Origin of the sequence: Rhizobium binae, assembly GCF_017357225.1 — a bacterium.
GTDB lineage: Bacteria > Pseudomonadota > Alphaproteobacteria > Rhizobiales > Rhizobiaceae > Rhizobium > Rhizobium binae.
Map to the genome: position 1 here is coordinate 278,463 of NZ_CP071606.1, position 15,326 is coordinate 293,788.

At 58.7% G+C, this 15,326-nt stretch carries 16 protein-coding genes; 14 read left to right on the forward strand and 2 right to left on the reverse strand.

All coding sequences use genetic code 11. The features are described from left to right. Position 1 precedes the first annotated feature (1 nt). Genes J2J99_RS25835 through J2J99_RS25885 form a run of 11 tightly spaced genes read left to right on the forward strand, consistent with a single transcriptional unit; the run spans position 2 to position 10,926 of the window. Complete coding sequence (locus J2J99_RS25835) at positions 2–2,827, forward strand: 4Fe-4S dicluster domain-containing protein (RefSeq protein WP_168302138.1); 2,826 nt, start codon at positions 2–4, stop codon at positions 2,825–2,827. Continuing rightward, positions 2,824–4,161, forward strand: coding sequence for an NrfD/PsrC family molybdoenzyme membrane anchor subunit (gene nrfD, locus J2J99_RS25840; RefSeq protein ID WP_168302137.1), 1,338 nt, complete (start codon positions 2,824–2,826; stop codon positions 4,159–4,161). The genes J2J99_RS25835 and nrfD overlap by 4 nt, the downstream gene beginning before the upstream one ends. Beyond that, positions 4,154–4,714 carry a DUF3341 domain-containing protein gene (locus J2J99_RS25845; RefSeq protein ID WP_168302136.1) on the forward strand — a complete coding sequence of 187 codons (561 nt, stop codon included), beginning with the start codon at positions 4,154–4,156 and terminating at the stop codon, positions 4,712–4,714. Before nrfD ends, J2J99_RS25845 begins: the two co-directional genes overlap by 8 nt. After that, on the forward strand, positions 4,711–5,241 hold the full coding sequence (locus J2J99_RS25850; RefSeq protein WP_168302135.1) for a c-type cytochrome: 531 nt from the start codon (positions 4,711–4,713) through the stop codon (positions 5,239–5,241). The genes J2J99_RS25845 and J2J99_RS25850 overlap by 4 nt, the downstream gene beginning before the upstream one ends. Next, positions 5,238–6,263, forward strand: a complete 1,026-nt coding sequence (locus J2J99_RS25855) for a hypothetical protein (protein WP_205919290.1) — start codon at positions 5,238–5,240, stop codon at positions 6,261–6,263. The genes J2J99_RS25850 and J2J99_RS25855 overlap by 4 nt, the downstream gene beginning before the upstream one ends. After that, complete coding sequence (locus J2J99_RS25860; protein WP_168302134.1) at positions 6,260–6,628, forward strand: hypothetical protein; 369 nt, start codon at positions 6,260–6,262, stop codon at positions 6,626–6,628. Before J2J99_RS25855 ends, J2J99_RS25860 begins: the two co-directional genes overlap by 4 nt. Continuing rightward, positions 6,625–7,431 carry an SCO family protein gene (locus tag J2J99_RS25865; protein WP_168302133.1) on the forward strand — a complete coding sequence of 269 codons (807 nt, stop codon included), beginning with the start codon at positions 6,625–6,627 and terminating at the stop codon, positions 7,429–7,431. The genes J2J99_RS25860 and J2J99_RS25865 overlap by 4 nt, the downstream gene beginning before the upstream one ends. Beyond that, entirely contained in the window at positions 7,424–8,380 is a 957-nt protein-coding gene (coxB, locus tag J2J99_RS25870; protein WP_168302146.1) for a cytochrome c oxidase subunit II, read from the forward strand. The genes J2J99_RS25865 and coxB overlap by 8 nt, the downstream gene beginning before the upstream one ends. Beyond that, positions 8,367–10,031, forward strand: coding sequence for a cytochrome c oxidase subunit I (gene ctaD, locus J2J99_RS25875; RefSeq protein ID WP_168302132.1), 1,665 nt, complete (start codon positions 8,367–8,369; stop codon positions 10,029–10,031). The genes coxB and ctaD overlap by 14 nt, the downstream gene beginning before the upstream one ends. A gap of 59 nt (positions 10,032–10,090) precedes the next feature. Next, a complete protein-coding gene (locus tag J2J99_RS25880; RefSeq protein WP_246735463.1) occupies positions 10,091–10,660 on the forward strand; it encodes a cytochrome c oxidase subunit 3 in 570 nt (189 codons plus the stop codon). 2 nt (positions 10,661–10,662) lie between these two features. Further along, a complete protein-coding gene (locus J2J99_RS25885) occupies positions 10,663–10,926 on the forward strand; it encodes a cytochrome C oxidase subunit IV family protein (protein ID WP_168302130.1) in 264 nt (87 codons plus the stop codon). Between the two features lie 167 nt (positions 10,927–11,093). Here J2J99_RS25885 and J2J99_RS25890 read toward each other — a convergent pair whose 3' ends face one another. Both J2J99_RS25890 and J2J99_RS25895 read right to left on the reverse strand, forming a co-directional pair. Continuing rightward, positions 11,094–12,140 (reverse strand): AI-2E family transporter, encoded by a 1,047-nt coding sequence (locus tag J2J99_RS25890; protein ID WP_168302129.1) that lies wholly within the window; start codon positions 12,138–12,140, stop codon positions 11,094–11,096. Between the two features lie 4 nt (positions 12,141–12,144). Beyond that, positions 12,145–12,426 carry a hypothetical protein gene (locus tag J2J99_RS25895; protein WP_168302128.1) on the reverse strand — a complete coding sequence of 94 codons (282 nt, stop codon included), beginning with the start codon at positions 12,424–12,426 and terminating at the stop codon, positions 12,145–12,147. A gap of 202 nt (positions 12,427–12,628) precedes the next feature. On the opposite strand from J2J99_RS25895, the gene J2J99_RS25900 reads away from it, so the two are divergent. The 3 genes from J2J99_RS25900 to J2J99_RS25910 all read left to right on the forward strand — a co-directional run bounded on the left by J2J99_RS25900 (position 12,629) and on the right by J2J99_RS25910 (position 14,723). Further along, positions 12,629–13,150 carry a bactofilin family protein gene (locus J2J99_RS25900; protein WP_207600982.1) on the forward strand — a complete coding sequence of 174 codons (522 nt, stop codon included), beginning with the start codon at positions 12,629–12,631 and terminating at the stop codon, positions 13,148–13,150. A gap of 387 nt (positions 13,151–13,537) precedes the next feature. After that, positions 13,538–14,260 (forward strand): DUF4396 domain-containing protein, encoded by a 723-nt coding sequence (locus tag J2J99_RS25905; RefSeq protein ID WP_168302178.1) that lies wholly within the window; start codon positions 13,538–13,540, stop codon positions 14,258–14,260. A 211-nt stretch (positions 14,261–14,471) separates the two neighbouring features. Then, positions 14,472–14,723, forward strand: a complete 252-nt coding sequence (locus tag J2J99_RS25910; RefSeq protein WP_375337301.1) for a transposase — start codon at positions 14,472–14,474, stop codon at positions 14,721–14,723. The last annotated feature ends 603 nt before the right edge of the window (positions 14,724–15,326 follow it).

Sequence of the window (15,326 nt, forward strand, 5' to 3'; positions counted from 1 at the left end):
CATGGACATCTCCGATCACAAACAGCCAGACGCTCGCAAGCCGCCGCAGGGATCGGCAATCGATCGCAGGACGCTTCTCAAGATTATGGGCGCTTCACTTGCGTTGGCCGGTATGGTGGGCTGCAAGGGACAAGAAGACGAGGCGGCACTTCCTTACGTCGTCCAACCCGAAGACGTTATGCCGGGCATCGCCAAATGGTATGCGACTGCCGTGACAATGTCCGGTTACGCCCAACCCATTGTCGGCAAGACCTTCACCGGTCGCCCTGTCAAGCTGGAGGGAAATCCCGATCATCCGGCATCAGGCGGCAAGTCGGACGCCTTCACCCAGGCAGCGCTCTTGTCGCTGTACGATCCAAACCGGTCGCGTTCGCCTCGCCGCAACGGGACATTGAGCACATGGTCGGCATTCGAGGGCGCGATGGCTGAAAATGCGCTACGGCTCGACGCGCAAAAAGGCGAGGGGCTGTGCCTGCTACTCGGTCCGACTACGTCGCTCACGATGAGTCGCCAACTTGATGCGCTCGCGCAGCGGTGGCCCAAGTCCCTCCTGCTTTCCATCGACCCGTCACGGTCGGAAGGCCGGTCAATGGCACTTCGAGGGCTCTTCGGTCGCCAGATGCTCTGTCAGCCACGCTTCGATCGGGCGGAGGTCGTCGTCTGTCTCGACGATGATTTTCTGGGGCCGGGGCCATATCAGACCCGCAACAGCGTCCTGTTCGGCAGGCGTCGCCAGACCCGGCAAACGGGTGGCGGTCGCTCGCTGCTCTTCGTTGCCGAACCGGTACCCACCGCAACCGGCGCCATCGCCGACCGCTGTCTGAGCGCTGAGCCGCACAATATTGAGGCGCTGCTGAACGCTCTTGCCAGTGCGCTCGGTTTGGAAGCGGACATTGAAAATCACCTGAACGAAGCCGCGCGCAACTGGGTGGAACTGGTCGTTCAGGCGTTGCTGTCATCTAAAGGGCTTTCGGTCGTAACGGTCGGGGAGTACCAGTCGGAACGCCAGCATCGCCTGGCGGTCCTGATCAATGAGCGTCTTGGCAATCTTGGTGCTACGGTCGCCTACATCGAGGACCCTGCGTCGCTATCCGGCAATCCGCAGCAAACATGGAGGACACTTGGCGATCGCCTACGGCGTGGCAAGATCGACACGCTCGTCTGCCTTGGCTCGAACCCTGTCTACACTGCGCCGGGGCAACTGGAGCTTGCCGACCTTGTCCAAAAGGTTCCGCTTGTGGTCCACGCCGGACTTCATTTGGACGAGACGGCGCAACGGGCGCACTGGCACGTGCCGCTCCAGCACGACCTTGAAACATGGAGCGACGCAGTCGCTGTGGATGGTTCAGCATCGATCCTGCAGCCGCTAGTACGGCCGTTTTTCGACGTTCGCTCGCGCCATGTGATTGTCGATCTGCTAAACGGGGGGCGAAGCGGGGAGCGCGCGCTCGTCGAAGAGACGTGGCGCACGCGCTGGGGGAACGACTTCGACGCTCGGTGGCGCCATGCGCTTGTGAAGGGCTTTGTTGAAGATACTAGGCCACGGCCTGGTCTGCCTGCGATCCTTGATCGCAGTCTGCCAGCCGCGGGATCGCGAGGGCAAGGCTTGACCGTCCTCGTTCGACCGGATCCGGGCGTTTGGGATGGGACATTTTCCGAAAACGCCTGGATGCAGGAGACGCCAAGACCGCTGAGCAAGATCGTCTGGGATAACGTTATCCAGATCTCGCCAGATCTCGCGCGCAGCAAGGAAATCCAGGCTGGAGATGAGGTCGGTCTATCGATTGGTGGCGGCTCGCTGACAGGTGCGGCCTGGGTTGCGAGCGGCCAGGCTGCTAATACGATCAGCGTGACGCTCGGCTATGGGAGAAAGGTAAGCGGCGGAGTTTCGGCGGACGCCGGCTTCGACGTCGCGCCCCTGCGCAGTGTCGAGGCTGCGTGGGAGCTACAGGGCGCCACGATTTCTAAGACTGGGGCGCAGCGAAAAATTGCGACCACGCAGCCCGATCAAGACATGGACCCCCATGACTTCTCACGCGTTGTCACGGCAAAGCAGCCGAGGCAGAACGTTTCGCACCCGCCCTCTTTTTATCCAGACAGGCCCATTTCTGATCCGGCCTGGGCAATGGCAATCGACCTCGACCTCTGTATTGGATGCAATGCCTGCATCACCGCCTGTCAGGCCGAGAACAACATACCAGTCGTTGGCCGCGACCTTGTGGCCGAAGGGCGCGAAATGCACTGGATGCGGGTGGATCACTATCTGTCGGACCGTCCGGAAGAGCCATCTTCCCGTTTCCAGCCGGTACCTTGTATGCATTGCGAGCAGGCGCCTTGTGAGATGGGTTGTCCCGTCAATGCAGCGGTTCATAGCAAGGACGGGCTCAACCTGCAGGTCTATAACCGCTGCATCGGCACACGAACCTGCTCCTCCTTCTGCCCCTACAAGGTCAGACGCTTCAATTGGTTCGACTACACCGCAGAGGATGCCGAAAGCGTACGGGCAATGCGTAATCCAGATGTCACGGTGCGAAGCCGCGGCGTCATGGAAAAATGCACCTATTGTGTGCAGCGGATCGAAGCGGCCCGCATTGCCGCAGACAAGGAGGGACGTCCGATCCGGGAAGGCGAGGTGATAACCGCCTGTCAGCAGGCCTGCCCGACCGAGGCTATCGTCTTCGGTAACGTAGCCGACCCCAATTCCGCCGTCAGTCGCAAAAAGGCGCAGACGCGACATTACATCTTGCTCGAGGAGGCCAACACCAGACCGCGTACGACTTATCTCGCCCGGATAGGCTTTGATCTGGCACGGGAGGAAAAGTCATGACGGACGGGTTCGGCGATGTCGATCGCGAGATCACACGCGAGATCGTTTCCATTCCGCTCGATTTCCCGAGGCCGCGCGCTTGGTGGCTGTTGTTCGGCCTGTCGCTTCTTCTGCTCGGCTGCTTTGGGGTGGCGGTCGCTGTCCTGTTTTACCGCGGCGTCGGCGTCTGGGGTAACAATATTCCGGTCAACTGGGGTCTCGCGATCTCAAACTATGTCTGGTTCCTGGGCATTGGTCACGCCGGCACGTTGATTTCAGCGCTGCTTTTGATCGTCGGTGCGCATTGGCGAAACTCGCTCAACCGTTTCGCTGAAGCCATGACGCTGTTTGCGGTTCTCTGCGCTGGCCTTTACCCGATCCTCCACCTCGGAAGGCCCTGGTTTTTCTACTGGATGGCTCCTTATCCGAACGCCATGCAGATATGGCCGCAGTTCAAGAGCCCGCTGACCTGGGACTTCTTCGCAGTCTTGACCTATCTGACGGTGTCGGTCCTCTTCTGGTATATCGGTATTGTTCCGGATCTGGCTTCGGTGCGCGACCGCGCAAGGAGCCGCCGCGCGCAAGTCTTCTACGGGTTGCTTTCCCTTGGTTGGCGCGGCTCTGCCAGGCATTGGCAACGATGGCAGCAGGCCTATCGGCTCACGGCGGCCATCGCCGTGCCGCTGGTGGTTTCGGTTCACTCGGAAATATCGCTGCTCTTTGCCGCAGGTCCGATCCCTGGTTGGAACTCGACTGTCTTCCCGCCCTATTTCGTCATGGGTGCGGCCTTCTCCGGCTTTGCGGTGGTCATCATGATTGCCACGGTGATCCGCCATCCTCTCGGTCTTGATCGCTTGGTCCGGGCGCGCCATCTCGACCTTTTAGCGGTTTTTCTGCTCGTCACCGGCCTCATGACCGCCTACGGCTACGTTGCGGAAGTTTTCAACGCCCTTTACTCCGGCGACCAGCAGGAAATGGAGACGCTGCTCGACCGGGTGACCGGCGCCTATGCGTACAGCTACTGGGGCGCCGTCATCCTGAATTTCGTGCCGCTGCAGCTTCTCTGGTTCCGCTCGATCCGCCGCTCCCCACTCGCCATCTTCCTGGTCGCGCTCTCGGTGACGGTCGGCATGTGGTACGAGCGGTTCATGCTGCTGACGACGGCGCTTTATCGCGACTGGCTGGTGTCCTCCTATGGCGAATATCGCCCCAGTTTCTGGGAATGGTTGTTGTTTGCCGGCATGCTGGGAGTGTTTTTCGCGCCCTATCTCCTGTTCGTCCGCTTTCTTCCGGTCATCTCCGCCTTCGAGGTGAAGGAAGCCTATGAGGAAACCGGGAGCTTGGACCATGCGTGAGCCCGGTGCCCATGTCGAACCTTTCGGCATCCTCGTCGAGTTCGACGCCGCCGAGAAGCTGATAAAGGCGGCAGGCCAGGCACGTGCCGCGGGATTTCGTTACCTGGACGCCTATTCGCCTTTTCCGCTTCCGGAGCTTTCAAAAGCACTGGAGATAGAGGACAATCGGGTAGCCTGGATCACGTTGGCTGGCGGAGTCTTCGGCGCGGCTGCAGGCTACGGTATGCAGGTTTACACGAATTGGGATTTCCCGATCGACATCGGCGGTCGCCCGCTGTTTGCCTGGCAGCCCTTCATGCTGATCACTTTCGAAACCTGCGTACTGTTTGCAGTCCTTGCCGCAGTGGTGGGAATGTTGCTTCTCAACCGGCTGCCACGGCTGCACCATCCGGTCTTCGACATTGCCACGTTTCATCTCGCCAGTGTCGATCGCTTTTTCCTGATCGTTTTCGGCAATGACCCGCAGTTCGACCCGCAGGCGACGGAAGCTTTCCTTCGTTCGTTGGATCCGTTGACGCTCGCTCTCGTGCACCAGACAGAGGAACCCGAATGACCAAGCTGTTCCTCGGTCTGGCCGCTGTGCTGCTCCTGCCGGCATGCGACGACATGGATCATCAGCCGCGCTACGATTCCTATGAAAGGAGCGGGCTTTTTGCGGACGGCCAGGCGATGCAGGCGCCGCCCGACGGTGCGGTGGCGCGGGACGATGAGAGCGACCGCGAGGAGCTCGAAACACGCCCGCCGATGTCGCTTGCCCTTCTGGCCCGCGGTCACGAGCGTTATGAGATCTACTGCACCCCTTGTCATGACCCCGCAGGGTACGGGAACGGCCGCGTCCCTTCCCGCGGATTTCCTCACCCTCCGAGCTTCCATATGGCGAGGCTCAGGGATGCTCCAGACCACTACATCGTCGACGTCATCACCAACGGACACGGCGTAATGTATTCCTATGCCGATAGGGTACTGCCGCGTGATCGGTGGGCGATCGCAGCCTATGTGAAGGCGCTGCAACTCAGCCAAAACGCCCCGCCGGCGGCGTTGGCCGGTTTGCAGGCGGAAAAGAAGGACGCGCAGCCATGAGCTCGGATTACCGGCGGGTACTCGGCTTTGTTGCTTTGCTTCTTGGTCTTGCGGCGACGCTTCCTGCGCCCCGCCAAGCATTGACCGGCTGGCTCGCCGCCTTCGTTTTACAAAGTGCAACGGTTCTCGGCGGATTGCTCTTCATCATGCTGGTGGATGTTATCCCGGGCATCTGGCGAAACATCGTGAGGCCGCCGGCAGCCATGCTAGCGGCGGGAATGCCGTTGCTCGCAGTGTTTTGCCTCCCCGTCCTCTTTGGCATACGACTCATCTTTCCCTGGTATAATGGCGAGGGCCTTACCGGGTTCCGCGCCTTCTACTTGGCGCCTCTGGCCGTGGCGGCAAGATTGATCGTTTTTTTCGCTATCTGCATCTGGCTTCAGACGCGTCTTTCGCGAGCGCCTAACCGGCCCCTGGCCGCCGCCGCACTCATCGTTTTTGTCCTTCTCGACGGCCTGTTCGCCACGGATGTCGTGCTCTCGCTCGATCCGCAGTTCCATTCCTCCGGCTTCGGACTATATTTCCTGTCAGTCCAGGCGCTGACGGCTTTTTCCGCGATCATCCTGATCCGATTTCTGCTTTCTCCGCCTGACGCCAGGCAGCGCTCTCTAATGGGCGCTTTGTTTCTCACGCTGCTTCTAAGTTGGGCTTATTTCGACTTCATGCAGTATTTTATTCTCTGGTCGGGCAATTTGCCTGCGCGCGCCGACTGGTTCTTGCGACGTTCGGGGGGCGTCTGGTCCGTCCTTGTTCTTATCGTCATCATCTTGAGGCTGGGTCCTGCATTTCTGCTGCTCTTTCCGCCAATCCGGCAAAGCGGCCGTGGGCTCCGCCTTTTCGCGGCATTGACTTTGGCGGGCAGCCTGGCTGAGGTCGCATGGCTCGTGATACCCGAGCTTGAGAGCCCGACCTGGGCAATAGTCATTTACCTCGTGACCAGCGCAGGAATGGCGCTGCTGACTTCCGTTTCGCTCGCGCAGGCCCGAACCGAGCTTGCCAGGGTCGGAAAGGAGCGCCCATGAAAGCGCTTGAGCACCTGCCTTCGGTGGAGACCAGAGACGTTAAGCCACGTCGGGTTCTGTTCGCGCTTTTGATGGTCTTCGTCTTGATGGTGACCTGCGTCGCGTTGGCCGCGGCGATCCTTCACTGGGCGCAACCTGCAAGGCCGTTTTCAGGGCAGGGCGAGACACGTCTTGGCATCCGCCTCGAGGTCGATCCCCAAGCGGCGGAAGACCGCATCGAAAAACAGGCGGGCAAACGGCTCACGGAAGCAGGCTGGAATGACGAAACCCAGACCTCCGCGCATATCCCGATCGACCGCGCGATGGAACTCCTGGCCCAGCAGGGGTGGCCGGAGGCCGCTGCCGGAAGGAGTGGACACCCATGAGACGATTCCTGCTGGCGCTTCTGATATCGCTAAGCGCAATTGCAGCGCTCGGGTCGACGATGGCACGGGCGTTTGACCCCTTCCAGCAGGCGGGGATCGATCAGCGCCCCGGTGTCCTCCTTCCCATGTCGACCACCTTCATCGACGAGGCCGGCAGAGCAGCGAATTTGAAAAGTGCTGCCGCAGGGCGCCCGATGCTCTTAGTCCCGGTGCTTCACCGCTGTCCGAACATCTGCGGCGTGACCCTCTCGGGCTTGATGGAAGCGGTTCGCGCTCAGTCCTACAAGCCTGGCAAGGATTTCGCCGTGGTCGCGATGAGTATCGATCCGACCGAAACGCCCGGCGACGCCAGGCAGTCGATGGAGGAACTTTGCAAGCGCTATCCCGATCTCGCTGCCGCGGTGCATGCGTGGACCGGCAGCGGACAAGCAATAGCGGCAGTCACAGGCGCGCTCGGGTATCGCTACGCCTGGGATGAGCAGATTGGACAATATGCCCACATCTCCGCAACTGCGGTGGTAACGCCGAGCGGTCACCTCAGTCGTTGGCTCTACGGCCTGGCTCCTGTACCGGATGATCTCAATCTTGCACTGACGGAGGCAGGGCAGGGGCAGCTTGGCTCCTGGGGGCAGCAACTGCTGCTTCTGTGTTACCACTACGACCCGACCACCGGTCGATACTCCCCAATCGTCTGGAATGCCCTTCGCGTTGGCGCAAGCGTGACGATCGCATCGCTCGCCGGCTTTCTCGGGCTTGCCTTTTTGCGCGAGCGGCGCCGCAACGCGGTTGATCGCGATGGCTGACCTCTTTGCGCTTCTAATGCCGAGCGAAAACTCTGCCTACAGCCAACAGGTCGATATCTTCGCCGTCGCTTTCTTCGTGTTCATTCTGGCCTTGGCGGCTCCGGTTTTTATCCTCATCGTCTTCTACGCCGTCAAGTATCGTCGGGGAAAGCCTGCCAACCGCATGCATCCGCCAAAGCGCAACCTCACCCTGGAGCTCTCCTGGTCGATCCTTCCTTTTCTGCTGATGCTTGGTTTTTTCGGCTGGTCCACGGCGCTCTTCGCAACTCGTTATTTCCCTCCGGGCGATGCCCTCAATATCGATGTTGTCGCCAAGCAGTGGATGTGGAAATTTCAGCATCCGGAAGGGCAGGGGGAGATCGATGAGCTTCATGTCCCGCTCGATCAGCCTGTCAAGCTCACCATGGCTTCGCAGGACGTCATCCATAGTCTCTACGTCCCCGCACTGCGGCTGAAGCAGGACGTGGTGCCCGGACGCTACACGATTATGTGGTTCACGCCCGATAAGACTGGAACCTTCTGGCTCACCTGCGCCGAATTCTGCGGCACCGACCACTCGGTTATGGGCGGAAAAATCATCGTCATGACGCAGGGCGAGTATAGCCGCTGGCTGAGCGGGTCCTCTGTGGACGAAACCCTGGCGGCGGCAGGTGCCGTCCTTTTCCGCAGTCACGGCTGCAGCGGCTGTCACGGACCGTCGGCAACCGTGCACGCCCCGAAACTCGAAGGCATTTACGCCAGCCCGGTTCCGCTTTCCGACGGAACGATCGTGACGGCGGACGATCAGTATCTCCGCGACAGTATCTTACTGCCGCAAAAGCAAATTGCCGCCGGATACCCGTCGATCATGCCAACCTTTCAGAACGTCCTTTCGGAGGAGGAGGTGCTGAAGCTCGTTGCCTACATCAAGTCCACAGGAAACGGGAGCGCGGCCGATGCCAATCCCTGAGGCGACCCATCTTGATACCAACCTTCATCGTGAGGGGCTTTCGGAGACCGCAGAGGAACGTGTCAGCTATCTGCGCGCCGGCCACAGTCTTGGTTCGTGGCTCTTGACCACCGACCATAAGCGGATCGCCATACTCTACCTCTTCGCGGTGACCTTCTTTTTCTTCGTGGGAGGTATCGCTGCGGCCCTGGTGCGCGCCGACCTCCTGACGCCACAGGCAGATCTTCTGACAAACGAGGGGTATAACCGCGCCTTTACGCTTCACGGCGTGATCATGGTCTGGTTTTTCCTGATCCCTTCCATTCCGAACACGTTCGGTAATTTCCTGATCCCGCTGATGATCGGGGCGCGCGACCTAGCATTTCCGCGGCTCAACTTGCTCAGCTGGTACATCTTCATGTTGGCAGGATGCTTTACCCTGATTGTCATTGTCACCGGCGGCGTCGATACGGGTTGGACCTTTTATACGCCACTCTCCTCGATGTTTGCGAACGGCAATGTGGTTCTGGCCGCAACAGCGGTGTTCATTGCGGGTTTTTCATCTATTTTGACCGGACTGAACTTCATCGTCACGATCCACAAGCTCCGCTGCCCCGGTATGACCTGGGGTCGTCTGCCGCTCTTTGTATGGTCTCATTACGCAACCTCGCTCGTGCTTGTCCTGGCGACGCCGGTCCTGTCGATCACCCTGGTGCTGATCGTCGCGGAACGCTTCTTCGGTCTCGGTATCTTCGATCCCAAAGTCGGGGGAGATCCGCTGTTGTACCAACACCTGTTCTGGTTCTACAGCCATCCGGCCGTTTATATCATGGTCCTCCCGGCGCTCGGCGTCGTCAGCGAGCTGATTGCAGCGGCGGCTCGCAAGCCAGTCTTCGGTTATCAGTTCGTCGCCGGGTCTTCGATGGCGATCGCCGCCATCGGCTTTCTGGTCTGGGGCCATCACATGTTCGTCTCCGGCCAGTCGATGTATGCAAGCGCCGCCTTCTCGTTGCTGAGCCTGGCTGTCGCTGTTCCCTCGGGCATCAAGGTCTACAATTGGACCGCAACACTCTATAAAGGCCACATCGGTCTCGATCCGCCCTTTCTTTTTGCCATGGGCTTTATCGGCCTGTTCGTCGTCGGTGGCCTGACCGGGCTGATGCTTGCCATGCTGGCCGTCGACCTTCACGTCCACGACACATATTTCGTGGTCGCCCATTTCCACTACATCATGGTCGGAGGGACCGTATCGGCCTTTTTCGGTGCCCTGCATTACTGGTGGCCGAAGATCATTGGCCGACGCTACAACCATATCTGGGGCAGCATTACTGCGATCTTCATCTTCCTCGGCTTCAACCTGACCTTTTTCCCGCAATTTCTACTGGGCTACTGGGGCATGCCGCGGCGCTATCATGTCTATCCTCCGGAATTCCAGACGCTGCACGTCCTATCATCGGCCGGTGCTACCATTCTCGGTTTCGCCTACCTCTTTCCCTTCGTCTACCTCATCTATTCGATGCGCTACGGCAAACCTGCAGACGATAATCCCTGGGATGCTCGAGGCCTCGAGTGGACGGTGCCATCGCCGCCGCCAAAGCATAACTTTGACACGGTGCCCGTCGTAAGCGGCCCCGCTTACGATTATCCGGTGGAACGGGAGGGAGAGAGTTGAGTGCTCTAACGCGTGTCCGCGAACCCTACGACGATCCGGGCCGACAGGCGCAAGCGGCGATGATGGGGATCTATATCTTCATCGGCACCGAGACCCTCCTGTTCGGCGGCCTCTTCCTGACAATCGCGTGGTTACGTCTGGAGCATCCGGACCAGGTGGTTGCCGCGTCAAAGGCGATGCATTGGCTGCTTGCCGGAGTAAACACCGCTGTTCTGCTGACTTCAAGCGCCGCGGTCGCGATGGCGGCCGATCGCGCCAAACGCGGCGGGACGGGCGCTGCATGGTGGCTTGCGGCGGCGACCTTGCTCGGTTTGGGATTTCTGGTGCTCAAGGTCTATGAATATGCGCTGGAATATCAAGAGGGCCTTCTTCCGGTTGCCGCCAGCGGCAGTGCCTTGAGCGGGCCTATGCATCGGCTGTTCATGGACCTCTACCTCGTGGCCACCGGCATCCATGCAGTTCACCTGTCCGTCGGCATCCTGCTCATGATTGGGCTCGCCCTAGGCGTTCTGTTCAGAAAATTGCCCTTGCCGCAGCGCGCAATTGTGGTGGTCGTCTGTGGGGTCTATTGGCACTTCGTCGACGTCATCTGGATCCTTCTTTATCCGCTTCTTTATCTGGCGAGGTAGCCATGACAAAAACCGCTTCGATCCTGCTCGTTTGGGCCGCTCTGCTCATGCTGCTGGGAATGACGGTGGCAGCAAGTACTCTTCTGTCAGGCGCGATAGGACTGGCTGTCGGGCTCAGCATCGCTCTCGTCAAGACAGGTCTCGTGTCATGGCGTTATATGCATCTTGACGAGCAACCTGGCCTGGCGCGGCTGGCGGCATTTGGGGCTGCTGCCTGGCTCACGATCCTGTTTTCCTTGGCCGGCCTCGATTACCTTACCCGCTGACGGCCGATCCTTCAGGGCAAAAAGGATTGTCGCCGGTATCACGACCTATAGCTTGTTGAAACGCCCGGACCGCGTGCCCAGACCGTCGATGGCTTGGTTGCGGGCTCCGGATAGCACCCCCCTGAAATGTTGCAATTCGTCGATATGCTCACAGCAAACGCTAAGCGTCACCAGTAATGGGACTGCCAGCAGCATTCCCGTGATGGACCAAAGCCAAGCCCAAAACGAGATCGAAATGACACCACGACGGTATTCAGGCTCAATCTGCGTCCTACGAAATAGGGCGTGATGATTTGACCTTCGATAGTCATGGTCATCAGGTAGGTAGCCGCGATCGTAATGGCGAAGCCGACACCGTTGGACGAGATGAGTGCGACGGCGGTTGCAGCCAGCATGCTTGCCAAGGGACCGAGATAGGGCACGAAATTGAAGATGAATGCGATGACCCCGAAAACCAATGGGTTTGGCATATCGAAGAGCCACAAGATGAAGGTAAGGGTGCAGCCAAGAAGAAAGTTTATCGTGGTGACAGTTAGAAGGTATCGCGAGAGCTTCCGCTCGATCTCAAACATGATCCTGATCGCGCGACGCTTGTCCTGGACGGTTGGGATGATCGCGATCAGCTTTTCGTAAAACATGTCCCCCGATGCCAGCAGGAGAAGCAGCAATATCAGAGTAAGCATGATCTGTGCGATGGCTGACGGCACGACGAGGGCTGCACTTGCAAGCAAACCGTTGCCGCGCAGCTCAACCTGCGGGACGTTGGCTGCGTGGTTCTTGAGGAGATCGGAGAGGCGCCGGCTCGCTTCAAAAAGCCCGGAAAAAGCATCCGATATGCTGGAAAGCTTGACCTGTATCTCTTCCTCGATCCTCGGCAGGCTCTCAACATATCCACTGACCGGCACGATGATGGCGGCGACGATGACGATGAGCGCCGCTAGCAATGATCCGACGAGGAGCACCGATGTTATCCAAGGTGCTATCCCCTTCTCATCGAATATGCGCCTGATCGGGCCGAAGACCATAGCAAGCAGGGTTGCCAGCACGATTGGAACAAGAAAATCTTTCGCAAAGCTGAAAAACAAAACCGCGGAATAGAAGAACAGACCGCGCACCAACCATTGTGGCAACGCCTTGGCACGCGACCGTTCTGTGTCAGGACGCCGATCCATCTGAAGCGCGGTTTCCCGTGGCTCGGTCTGGGCCTTGGACATGCTCCTACGCCTGTTCAGCTTGAATTTGTTGCCGAAGGTCTTCGGGCTGGATGACTGGCATCATTCCGCCCTTCGGAGGTTCGTTGCGCATTTCGCCATCGCCGGCAGGCAGCGGCTTGAACAAGCCATCGCAGATCTCAAGCGCCCTCTGCTCGAGTTTTTCTTGTAGTTCAACGGAACAGGCAGGAGGAACAGTGCCCATCTCATCGGCTTGCGCTGAGCTTTGCAGTGCAGATGGTAGGCCAGCTGTCAGCCGAACGATTGCGGTTTTTGATGTCCAATGCACTTTCGTTGAAGCTCCTTGTCGTTTCGCGAATGCGAATGTCGGGGTGCTCTGCTTCGCTCACATCAAACGGGGAGAAACAACTGGAATATGTATCATGGTGTGATATAATCAAGTCGTCGATGAGGGAGGAGAGGTCCGCGGGCCCAAGGCTAGGCAACAACAGCTGCTCCCGCGGAATTTACAATACAAGGAGGCTCCCGCTTTGGATGATCTCGACGTGCATATAGAAGGATCGGTGTCGTTCGATCGTGACGTCAGGTTTCACGGAAAGATCGAGGGCGACCTTACCGTTCGGCACGGTCACATCCTCGAGCTCCATGGTCACGTGGTCCGCGATCTGATCATCGAAGTAGGCTCCTCCGCAATCGTGTACGGCGTCGTCGGGCGGGAGGTGGTCAATAAGGGCGGGGCTGTATTGATGAACGGGTGGGAACCAGCGAACCCTGCGGTCGTTCTGTCTAAAGCAGAAGATTGGGGGTTGGCTGCAGCAAATAGCGGTCGAGCGAAATACGCCGCTGTCGGAAAGCCAGGGGAGGTCGTTATGGCTGAAGGTGATCGCCAGGAACTCGAACAGCTGCTAAGAGAACTCGCTGCTTTCGATGCCGCCAAGCATGATTCGCCGCCGTCGTCCCATGATCCGCAAGAAGTTGAGGCAGCGACGAAGCGCAAAGCCAGTTTGCTTGCCCGCATACGCGAGCTTCAAGTAAGCTTGAGCACGCGTTAGAAAATGCACTGTGGTCTATCGGAGAACGCAGACATGAAGCGTGCCGCAAAACCGCTTCGCTTCGCTCCGTATCGTCGTTGTAAACCGTACTTCTGTCGATCGAGCCGTGCGGGAACCAACTGCTGACCAGCACCATCGTCGGCCGGACCTGAATCGGACGGATCGCCGCGCAAGGGGAAGGACTATCGGCGACTTTCCTTCAGAGGATCGACCAAGGATTTCGCTCCTCGCCTGCCATTGCTCAGATGCAATTGCTCGGGATGCAGAGCAACCGCGGGGTCTGCGCCGCCCCATTGATGCCGACTAGCCGCGGTCTCGCGTGTTGCTAACTGGAACCGCGACGATCGACCGCATTCTCAGCCAACCCTTCACTGCCGGAAGGATGCAATGCCTTTTCCAATCTGGTTTCACCTTCTGGCAACCGCCATGGTCGTCGGTGGGATACTGTTAGCTGTCGGTGTTGCGATCGATGTCATACGCAAACCCCAGCATATGGGCGTGATGAACGTGGTGTGGCCGGCAACTGCTCTGTTCGGCACGGTGGCGATCGTCTTCGCCTATCTTCGGTTTGGAAGGCGAGCAAGCGAACGAGCGATTGCGGAAAGGGAAACGAACGAGAAGCCGGGTATGCCTTTTGCCGTGATGGTGGGAAAAGGCGCCCTCCATTGTGGCAGCGGCTGCATGATCGGGGATTTGGTCGCCGAGTGGCTTGCATTTCTCGTTCCGGGGATTGCCTTGGCGCTCGGTTGGCAGACGATCTTCTCGCATAAGATGTATGCCGTCTGGATCCTCGATTTCATCTTCGCGTTTTTTCTCGGAATTGTCTTTCAGTACTTCGCAATCGTTCCGATGCGAAAGCTCTCACCATTCGAAGGCATCAAAGCCTCTCTAAAGGCCGACACCTTCTCTCTGATCTCCTGGCAGGTGGGGATGTATGGAGCGATGGGAGTTCTGCAATTGCTTGTCTTTCCATCCGCCTTTGGCCATCGGGCGGAAGTCGACAGCTTCGAGTTCTGGTTCGCCATGCAGATCGCGATGATCTGCGGTTTCGCGACGAGTTACCCAGTCAACTGGTGGCTCATTAAACAAGGCATCAAGGAGAAAATGTGAATACGGCATGAAGCTGCTGTGATATTACGACCAGGCTTTGGCGAGGATACTGTATTCCCAGCCCGTCATGTTCTGTGTTCTTTGCGATCGATGCCTCGCTTACACCTTTTCCTCGGTCCGCTCGAGCAGGTCGCCGGTCACCGTCGACATGGCCGGCGCATTGGCCAAGCCAATAGTCCTTCTGGCGAAAATACCGAAGCTTACCACCCTCATGGACAGTGCCGAACGAAGACGTGCTGGCCTACATGACTTTTCCCCGTCAGCACTGGACGAAGCTGCCAGCCCCAACCCTATCGAGCGACTGAACGGCGAGATCAAGCGCCGAACCGAGGTTGTCGGCATCTTCCCCAACGAGGATGCCATCGTCAGGCTCGTCGGCGCGTTGCTCCTCGAACAGAATGACGAATGCGCCGTCCGGCGCTCCCGATACATGAACCTTGAGACCATCGCCACAATGAGCTGATGATCCGATCATCAGCCTGCCTGCTGCGGCTGCCCGGAAGGCACGGCGAACGCCGAAGTTACACCACTCCCTGGGACATCATCGCTGGGGAGGCAGCTCCCCCGGACGAATGATGGGCATTGTTCCGACGTCAGGCGGGGTTCAACCATTTCCGAGTCCCCGGCACGCGGTGGCTTTAGTGCTCCTCCGCACTTGTGGAGTTTTTTCCGAGAGAGACTTCTGCTCACTGTCATCGTGAGGTTTTGCGCGACAGTCATTCCTGCTTTCGAAGCCTTTTTCCGAACCGAACGAAGGCCCCGCCGTCACAATCGATGCAGCAAATGCAAGAAGCAGCGCAGCAACAGAATATCCGGGTCCGCTATGGATCATTTGAATTGCTCGTTGACCTAAGAACGACCGCGCTATTCGCACACAAATCCTGCGGCCGCGATCTCAAGGTAAAACAGTGCGCCAGGGGGTAGGTTTCCGATCCAGTCTTCACGTTCAAGTGATGATTGCGGTGTGGGTTTCTTGTCGGTTTCGGGAACGGCAGGCCTTGCGGTTCGTTTGCTTGACAAGGAAGCAGGAACCGGACGAATGAAACGATCAAAACCGAAGCCCCCA